Here is a 7143-nt window from a genome sequence, read left to right as displayed (position 1 = left end):
GCGCATACAAGCCCGCCTGCACCGATCTTTGCGACAAGACCGCGTGCGCGACAAAGTTTTAAAATTTTATCCGAAGCGCCGCCTTTTTGCGCACAGAGCCCAGCCGCGCCGTAGATAGCGAGCTTCGAAGCCTTGCGCGCTAGAGATCTCATCGCTAACCTACGATCGCACCGTTTTTTACGGGCGCGAGAGTGCTAAGCAGCGTAAGGCTGCCGTCCTCGGCGCTTAAAATCATGCCCTCGCTGCTATGTTTAAAAATTTTAGCGGGTTTTAAATTTGCCAGCACGCAGATCTGCTTGCCGACAAGCGCGGCGGGATCGTAAAATTTCGCGATACCACTGATGATTTGACGCGGCTTCTCCTCTCCTAGATCGATCATAAATCGCAACAACTTCTCGCTGCCTTCAATGTTTTCGCACTCCAAAATCGTGCCGACTTTTATAACGCATTTTTTAAAATCGTCTATTTTGATTTGGGCTTCGGTTGTCTCGCCTTTGGCTTCTTGCGCCGTAGCGCCCGAGCCGGAAGCGTTTGCGTTTAAGCTTGGAGCGCCTTTTGCCGCGGCGTCTGTGCTCGAACCGCTTGTAGAATTGACAGCGCCATCCAGTCTATCGTAGTCCGTCTTCGGCATTAGCTCGTGATCGATCTTGGTAAAAAGCGGCTCGCACGGCTTGGCCCTAAAATCTAAAATTTCGCCGCGAAGCACTAGCTTCTCATAAAGCGGAGTGGTTATTTCAAAGCCCAGAGTGTCCGCGATACGTGCCGCCGTCTTCGGCATCGCAGGGCTTAGCAGCACGGCAACTTTAGCCAAAATATTTGCGACCAATGCAACGAGAGCCAACGCCTTAGCCTGCTCGCCGTTTTTCATCAAATTCCACGGCTCGTATTTCGCAATCGAAGCGTTCGCAAGAGCAAGCGCCCTCCAAAGCTCCTCTAAGTATCTATTGGTAGCGACCTCCTCAAGCGCGCTAAGCGCGGCGCTCAGATAGGAGTTCGCCTCCTCGATCTCGGCGGTGAAAAATTTCATCACGTCTTTAGAATTTATGACGTAATCCGAGTATTTTGCGCTCATGCCGACGATGCGGCTGAGTAGATTTCCAAGCTCATTAGCAAGCTCGGAATTTACGCGGTTTATGATCGCTTTTTGCGAAAAATCGCCGTCTTGGCCGAACGGCACCTCGCGCAGCAAAAAATACCTAAACTGCTCCAGCCCATAGGCGTTTGCGACCTCGCGCGGATCCACGACGTTGCCCAGGCTTTTGCTCATCTTTTTGCCGTCGCGCGTCCACCAGCCGTGAGCTGCGATGCTGCGCGGCATATTTAGCCCCAGGCTCATCAAAAATGCAGGCCAATAAACGGCGTGAAAGCGCAAAATGTCCTTACCCACGATGTGCAGCGCGTCGTGCCAATACTCCATCCGCTCGCCGCCCGCACAAAATCCAAGCGAACTAAGATAATCCATCAGCGCGTCCAGCCAAACGTAAATCACGTGCTTCGGATCGTTCAGCTCGGGCGGAATTTTAACGCCCCAATCAAAGCCCGTTCGCGTAATCGAGAGATCCTTCAGCCCGCTTTTTACGAAGCTTACGACCTCGTTTTTTTTGCCTAGGGGCAGGATGCACTTTTCATCCTCGTACCATTTTAAAAGTCGCTCTGCATAGGCGCTAAGCCTGAAAAAATAGCTCTCCTCTTTTAAAATTTTAGTCTTTTTGCCGCAGTCGGGGCAATACTCGCCGTCGATTAGCTGAGCGGAAGGGAAAAAACTCTCGCAGCTTACGCAGTAGTTACCCTCGTATTCGCCCTTATAAATGTCGCCCTTTTCATACATCTTGCGAAATACGTTTTGCACCGCCGCCTCGTGCGCGGCATCGGTAGTGCGCGAAAACATATCATAGCTGATGTCAAACTCGTCCCACAGGTCTTTAAATTTAGCGCTTACGCCGTCTGCGTACTGCTTTGGGCTCTGAGCGTGCTTAGCTGCGGCCTCCTCGATCTTTTGGCCGTGCTCGTCGGTACCCGTTTTAAAAAAGACTTCGTGCCCTTGCAGGCGGTAAAATCTAGCCATCGTATCGGCGATGATCGTCGTGTATGCGTGACCGATATGCGGGACGTCGTTTACGTAATAAATCGGCGTCATTATGTATTTTTTCATCATTATCCTTGCGCTTACTTAAATTTGAGTAAAAATTTTATTAGTCCTATTGCGCGGCTGTGCCGGTATTAGAATTTAGCGTGTATCTTACGTATCCGGTCTCCGGCTCGATAGTAATACTAGCGGTCTCTCTTGCATCATTAGTAAGTGTAATAACGCATGGATTTTGACCCACAAAAAGCCTATCATATGGCACATTAGAGTTCGCTAACTGCCCCATTGGGCGACCGTAAGAATCAAAGGAGATGGTGTGATTGTTTCCATTACCGCAATTAGTAAATTGTATATTTCTTATATTATATGTTGCTCCTAAATTTAGCTTTTGATTCATTCTTGCACCATCAGTATTGGCAGGTTGCCTAGCAAAGCCCGAAGTAAGCAGTTTGTTAGGATTCTGCGGATCAGCTGCCATAGAATTTAGGCTATTTGGTTGTCCGTTTGAACCCGGGAAAGCTCCGTTATCCCAATATATATTATATCGCCATCCTGCTGCAGAGCCCGGTGCTCCTTGATCGGTAAATTGAATCCTCCAAAATCTCTTAAACCAATTAGGATCGTCAGGATCGAATTTGTTATCATTCATAGCCAGCTGCTGAGTATAGCGAATATGAGCAGCTACTTGATCTGCCGCCTCCACAAGGCTATTTCGATTGATTTGAGGCACCGCCACCGCCGCTAGAATTCCAACCACCACGATGATGAAAATCAGCTCTATCATAGTAAATGCTTTTTTCATAATTTTTACCTTTCATAAAAATTTTGTTTATATTTTAACATAAAATTTCGCAATTCGCACGCCTCGCTTGTAAATATCTATATTTTGTATCGAATTTTTATGATCCGAGACATATTCTGGCTCATCCGCATAGATAAAAGCGCTGTCTCCGCTAGGTAGTCCGTAAAATTTCAGGCGCAGGCAGAGCCTCTCGTCCTCGCAGCTTACGCTTTTTACTCCACGATTTTTTAACTCACTTGCCAGCTGCCTAGCTACGTCAAATTTATAGATGAAATGCCGCTGCGGTTTGTTTGCGAACATCGCCTCATACATCACATCGCTAAAAATCACTGCAAAATAGCTCACCGCTAAGCTTACTAACGTCACACCCACAGCGATCTTGTGAAAGGTGCGAAATTTAGGCAATCTAACGCGGTACGAATTAAACAAAACCCGAATGATCAGAGGCGTAGCGATGACGCAATACGGCAGCATCATCTCAAGCGGCACGCGCTGTCTTAGAGAAAAAAGCATCGTTAGACAAAGCGCACTTGTAGCGATGAACCATAGCAGGCTTTTTTCCTCTTTGATCCAAATTCTATAGATCGTATAGATGAAAAATAAAAACACGAGAGGCGAAAATGCGCCCGCAAAAACGCCCACGGTGTCCAGAAAATATCCCTTCGGCTTACCCTCCGAACTTACGTCGTAAAAAATCACGCTGAAGCTAAACAGCGCTATGCAAAGCAGCAAAAGCTCCTTTTTGCGCGTATAAAGCGCCCAAATTCCAAAGCCTACGTAGAGCATAAAAAACGCGCGATCGATCAAGGCGCAAACGGACAGAAGCACGAAAAGCGCGATATTGTATTCGCTCTTTGCAAAATAGATCGCCAGCAGTGTGAAAAAAACGATGATGCCCGCAGGATTTAGCAAGATCGCGCTGCTCATTGACGCAGGAAGCGCCATAAATAGCGCTGTAGCGACCACTCTATCGAAGCGACGCTTTAGAATAAATTTTGAAATTTTATAGATCATCGCGGCGTTTGCGAAGTGGATCAAAATAAATGGCACGCGCAGGGCGTAGTCGTTGCGCCCGAAAATTTCGCAGCTTAAATTTGCGATTAGCGAAACGAGGGATTTTTTCTCGTAAAAAATTTCGGCCTCGTAGTAGCTGATGCTTAAATTTGAAATCGCATAAAGCAAAAATATGCCCTGAAACAGGCACATTATAGAGATTACGAAAATTTCGTTTTGATAAAGCTTCTTCACTCTCATCCTTGCTGCGGGCGCTTTAAATTTACGGATAAATTCTACGGCCGAAATTTTATAAAATTTAAGCCGCCGAATCATTTAAAATTTAGCCGCTAAATTTAACCGCGCGCCGCTTCATTCCTCTATCGTATAATTTTCCCAAAAGAAATTTATCCACTCATCCGTCTTTGAAATTTTAAAATCGGGCTGGATAAGCGCCTTAGGTTTGTAAAAAATCACCGCGGTTTTAAGCTCTATTTGCGGGAATTTCTCCAGCAGCACGCGCTTGATCTCGACCATGCTGTCGCCGCTGTCGATGATATCGTCCACCAGCAGCACGCGCTTATAAAGCTCCAGATCGGGCACGTTGAAAACGTCGATGGTGTCGAGCTTTTTGGTGTCCGCGTAGTGGATAGAATTTATCGAAAATATCGTCCGCATATCAAGCGCATTAGCTAGCGCGTGACCGAATGTGAGCCCGCCTCTAGCGATCGCCACGATTGCATCGGGCATAAATTCGTCCCTAACCTGCTTTGCTATAACTCTTGCGTCGCGATCCATCTCGTCAAAACTATAAAATCTCATATCTTTCCTTAAAATTTAATGCATTAAAAATACTAAAACGCTAATCGCGCCAAGCGTCAAAACGCCGAAATTTAAATCTTTTATCCTGCGCTGAGCGAGTCTAACTACGATATAAGCGATAAAGCCGAAGCTTAAGCCGTTGGTGATCGAGTAGGTAAAAGGCATCAAAAATACTATAAAAAACGCAGGGATTAAAATTCCAGCGTCGTTATAATCGATCTTGCCAAGCTCGCTAAACATCAAAACCCCGACCATTACGAGGATAGGGTAGATCGCATTTGCCGGGATCGCCTTAAATAGCGGCAACATAAACAGCGTCAGCACAAAAAATATAGCGCAAAATACCGCGGTAAGCCCCGTGCGACCGCCCGCTTCTACTCCACTGGCGCTCTCGGCAAATGCAGTAACCGTGCTTGTACCGATAACGGCGCCTGCGACGCTACCTATCGCATCGGAGGTTAAATTTCTAGATAATTTTTTCATGCCGTCTTTGCTATTCTCTCCAAAAAGCCCCGCGCGGTTTCCTACGCCGGTTAGAGTGCCGATGCTATCGAATAGATGCGTGACGAAAAATGTGATTATAAAAGGCACGAACGCAAGCTTTAGCGCTCCGGGGATATCTAGCTTAGCAAATATCGGCGTTATGCCGCTTGGCGCGCTTACTATGCCATGCGGTGCGGGTGAAATTCCAGCCACCCACGCAACGCACGAAGTAATCAAAATGCTTAAGATAAACGCTGCCTTGATTCTAAGCACAAAAAGCACCAGAACGACCGCTAAGCCTAAAATCCCAAGCAAAACGTTTAGATCTTTTAAATTTCCTAAAGTTACTAGCGTCGCCTGACTAGGCGCGATGACGCCCATCTGCTTAAGTCCGATAAAGCAGATAAAGGCGCCGATACCCGCGCTTATGGCGCGACGCAGATCAAGTGGGATAGATTTGATAACCCAAACGCGAAAGTTCGTAAACGAAAGTACGGTAAAAAGCGCCCCGCTTATCGCTACGATGCCAAGTGCACTCTGCCACGGCATCTTCGCATCCACGCACAACGCAAAGGTAAAATACGCATTTAGTCCCATGCCGACGCTAAGCGCAACGGGGGTATTTGCAAAGAGCCCGTTAAATAGCGTCGCGATTATCGTAATAAGCGCGGTTGCCGTAACCAGCGCATCAAACGGCATACCTGCGATGCTCATAATATTAGCGTTTACCGGCACGATGTAAATCATCGCCAAAAACGTAGTAAGTCCCGCGATAAGCTCCTGTTTTACCGACGTTTTTGCCGCGGCGAGATGAAAGAATTTCTCCACTTGCTCCTCCTTTAGAATTTATTCGTAAATTTCGATCTGATTATACAAGCTGTCGCGCTCTACCGGCACAAAGCCTGCGGTGCTGATCATATCGATAAAATCGCGCTTGCTCTGACCTTTTTTGCTGCCGGCGCCGGCGCTGCTTTGAATGCTCTCGTTCTCAATCGTGCCGTCAAGATCATCCGCGCCAAAATCCTGCGCTACGAGAGCCAAGCTTAACGTCGAGGTCGCCCAATACGCCTTGATATGCGTGACGTTATCAAGCAGAATTCTACTAATCGCGATCGTTTTTAAAATTTCGACCGAGCCCAAAAAGCCCTTCACGTCCAGGTAGTTGTTCTCGCGCTGATACACGAGCGGAATGAATGCGTTGAAACCGCCGCCGTTAGCGCGAGAGAGGCTTTCATCTTGCAGCGCGCGGATGCGCAAGATGTGATCGATGCGGTGAGCGCGGCTTTCGATATGTCCAAAGAGCATCGTGGCGTTGCTCTGACGCCCGCGCGCATGCCACAGCGAGTGGATACGCAGCCATTGTTCGCTTGAGACCTTACCTTTGCAAATTTGATCCCTGATCCGTTCGTCAAAAATTTCAGCGCCGCCGCCGGGCATCGAATCCACGCCGCTTTGCATCATCAGCTCTATCGTCTCCTCGTAGCTCATCTTCCACTTTCGCCGCCAGTAATCGATCTCCGCCGCGGTCATCGCCTTGATGTGCAGAAGCGGATATTTTTGCTTTATCGCTTTGAAAATTCCCAAATATTGCTGCGGCGTAACGAATGGATTGTGCGAGCTTACGATATGAATCTCCTTCGTGCCGCGCGCCACCGTCTCGTCCACGATACGCATGATCTCATCATCGCTCATCGTGTAGGCGTTTTCGTTCTTGCGGTGCGCCGAAAATGCGCAAAATTTACAGGTATCTGCGCATAAATTCGAAGGATTGATATGACGATTTGCGTTGAAATAGACGTTTTTGCCGTTTTTTTCTTTGCGAATAGCAAAGGCGAATTTGCCCAGATCGAAAAGATCCAGATCCCATAATTTCACGCCGTCTTCGTAATTTAATCTCTCGCCGCTTTGTAGTTTTTCTAAAATTTCCATCGATTTCCCAAGCCAAATTTTGTGCTAA

General features: G+C 47.5%; 6 protein-coding genes. All 6 read right to left on the bottom strand.

Translation table 11 applies throughout. The annotated features are described in order from the left end of the window. Positions 1-154: 154 nt before the first annotated feature. Positions 155-2152, bottom strand: a complete 1998-nt coding sequence (gene metG, locus Q0340_RS01180; protein ID WP_298081821.1) for a methionine--tRNA ligase — start codon at positions 2150-2152, stop codon at positions 155-157. A gap of 46 nt (positions 2153-2198) precedes the next feature. Continuing rightward, on the bottom strand, positions 2199-2888 hold the full coding sequence (locus Q0340_RS01175; protein ID WP_298081820.1) for a type II secretion system protein: 690 nt from the start codon (positions 2886-2888) through the stop codon (positions 2199-2201). A 27-nt stretch (positions 2889-2915) separates the two neighbouring features. After that, complete coding sequence (locus Q0340_RS01170; RefSeq protein ID WP_298081819.1) at positions 2916-4142, bottom strand: hypothetical protein; 1227 nt, start codon at positions 4140-4142, stop codon at positions 2916-2918. A gap of 111 nt (positions 4143-4253) precedes the next feature. Beyond that, positions 4254-4703 (bottom strand): phosphoribosyltransferase family protein, encoded by a 450-nt coding sequence (locus Q0340_RS01165; RefSeq protein ID WP_005871628.1) that lies wholly within the window; start codon positions 4701-4703, stop codon positions 4254-4256. A gap of 15 nt (positions 4704-4718) precedes the next feature. Continuing rightward, positions 4719-6014, bottom strand: a complete 1296-nt coding sequence (locus Q0340_RS01160) for an NCS2 family permease (protein ID WP_298081818.1) — start codon at positions 6012-6014, stop codon at positions 4719-4721. A gap of 18 nt (positions 6015-6032) precedes the next feature. Beyond that, positions 6033-7115: an aminofutalosine synthase MqnE gene (gene mqnE / locus Q0340_RS01155; protein WP_298081817.1), complete on the bottom strand. Its 1083-nt coding sequence runs from the start codon at positions 7113-7115 to the stop codon at positions 6033-6035. Positions 7116-7143 lie beyond the last annotated feature (28 nt).

The sequence above is a fragment of the uncultured Campylobacter sp. genome (assembly GCF_938045595.1).
Classification (GTDB): Bacteria; Campylobacterota; Campylobacteria; order Campylobacterales; family Campylobacteraceae; genus Campylobacter_B.
The sequence above is the reverse complement of the archived record's forward strand: the minus strand, read 5'-3'. Positions and strand labels throughout refer to the sequence as shown.